2 protein-coding genes are annotated in these 1,719 nt (G+C 64.9%); one reads left to right on the top strand and one right to left on the bottom strand.

Translation table 11 applies throughout. From position 1 onward, the window contains the following. Positions 1 to 68: 68 nt before the first annotated feature. A complete protein-coding gene (locus tag ABQJ48_RS37670) occupies positions 69 to 1,037 on the bottom strand; it encodes a GlxA family transcriptional regulator (RefSeq protein WP_367842915.1) in 969 nt (322 codons plus the stop codon). Between the two features lie 137 nt (positions 1,038 to 1,174). Between ABQJ48_RS37670 and ABQJ48_RS37665 the strand changes: the two genes are divergently transcribed. Then, on the top strand, positions 1,175 to 1,719 hold a 545-nt coding region (locus ABQJ48_RS37665), incomplete at its 3' end, for a cysteine hydrolase family protein (RefSeq protein ID WP_367842914.1).

The raw sequence follows: 1,719 nt of genomic DNA, 5'->3' as shown, positions 1-1,719 counted from the left end.
CCCCGCGTCGACCGTCGCCGGCGCCGGCCGCTGCGACCGTGAATCCATCAAGCCTTCAATTGATCTCGTCAGGTCCGCGCAAACAACGCGCGGTAAGCGCTGGGCGATGTGCGAAATACCCTGCTGAAATGCTGGCGAAGCGACACCGTGCTACCGAAGCCCGACAGTTGCGCAACCGCTTCCACCGGGTGGCGCGTGGTCTCCAACATGCGCTGCGCATAGGCCAAGCGCTGCCCGAGCAGCCACTGCCCAACCGTCGTGCCGGTCAACTCACGAAAACGTCGCGTGAAATTGCGGCGGCTCATGGCAGCACGCTCGGCCAGCGAGTCGAGCGTGTGCGGCTCGGCCAGGTTGGCCACTGCCCAGTTCAGTAGATCCGATAAACGATCGCCGCCTGGTGCGTCGTACAGCGGCTGCTCGATGTATTGGGCTTGCCCACCCTGCCGATGCGGGGCCACCACCAGCCGCCGCGCGATCCGGTTGGCCACCTCCGCACCGTGCCAGCGGCGCACCAGGTGCAGGCAGCAGTCCAGGCCCGCGGCCGTGCCGGCAGACGTCACCAGCCGGTCATCGTCGGCATCTACATACAACACGTCGGGCACCAGCTTGACGCGCGGATGGCGTCGCGAGAACGATTCGACCGCGCTCCAGTGCGTGGTCGCCTCGTGGCCGTCGAGCACCCCCGCCTCTGCCAGCACGAACGCACCCAGGCACAGGCCGACCACCGTAGCCCCGCGTTCGTATGCGTCGCGCACCGCATTCACCATGGGCACGGGCGGGCGCTCTTCCGGGTCGCGCCACGACGGCACAACCAGCACGTTGGCGCGGGCGGCGTCTTCCAGCGTCAGGTCAGTCTGCACGGCAAACCCGGCGGTGGTGCGCAAGCCGCCTTTCCTTGCAGGCTCTCCCGCGCAAATCCGCAGGTTGTATGAGGGCAGGCCTGCCCAGATGCGGTCTTCAAACACCAGGCACGGCACGGAGAGGTGGAACGGGCTGATGTCGTTGAAGGCCAGAACGGCAATTTCCTTGGGTTGCACGGTACCTCCGCTCAGTTTGGCCCGATTTCGTCGATTAATTTCTTTCGGGCCACTATCGGGAAGGATAGCGATGGACGAAGATGCTGTCCACGGGCTCACGCGATGCCCGCTCCAAACCCACCATGAGGAGTCTTGCCGTGACTGCCAATGCGACCCCGAAGCGCGCCCTGATCGTCATTGATGTCCAGAACGAATACTTCACCGGTGGCCTGCCAATCGAATACCCGGATCCGCAGCAGACTGTCGCCAATATAGGCGTCGCCATGGATACGGCGCATACGGCAGGCATTCCGGTGATCATCGTGCAGCAGACCTCGCCCGCTAGCTCGCCGCTGTTCGCCCTCGATACCGATGGCTGGCAACTGCACGCCGTAGTGGCCTCGCGCCCGCGCGACCACTATTTGCGCAAGCTGCTGCCGAGCGCCTATTCGGAGACGGACTTGGCTCAGTGGCTGGAAGCTCGTCGCATCGACACGCTCACGGTGGTCGGCTACATGACGCATAACTGCGATGCGTCCACGATCAACCACGCGCTGCACAACGGCACGGCGGTCGAGTTCCTGCATGATGCGTCGGGCACGGTGCCGTACCGCAACCAGGCCGGCTTTGCGAGTGCGGAAGAGATCCACCGCGTGTTCGGCGTCGTGCTGCAGTCGCGCTTCGCGGCGGTGATGTCGACCCA

This window comes from Paraburkholderia suaedae (assembly GCF_040812055.1).
Taxonomy (GTDB): Bacteria; Pseudomonadota; Gammaproteobacteria; order Burkholderiales; family Burkholderiaceae; genus Paraburkholderia.
Note: the sequence above shows the minus strand (reverse complement) of the source record. Positions and strands in the feature narration are given on the sequence as shown.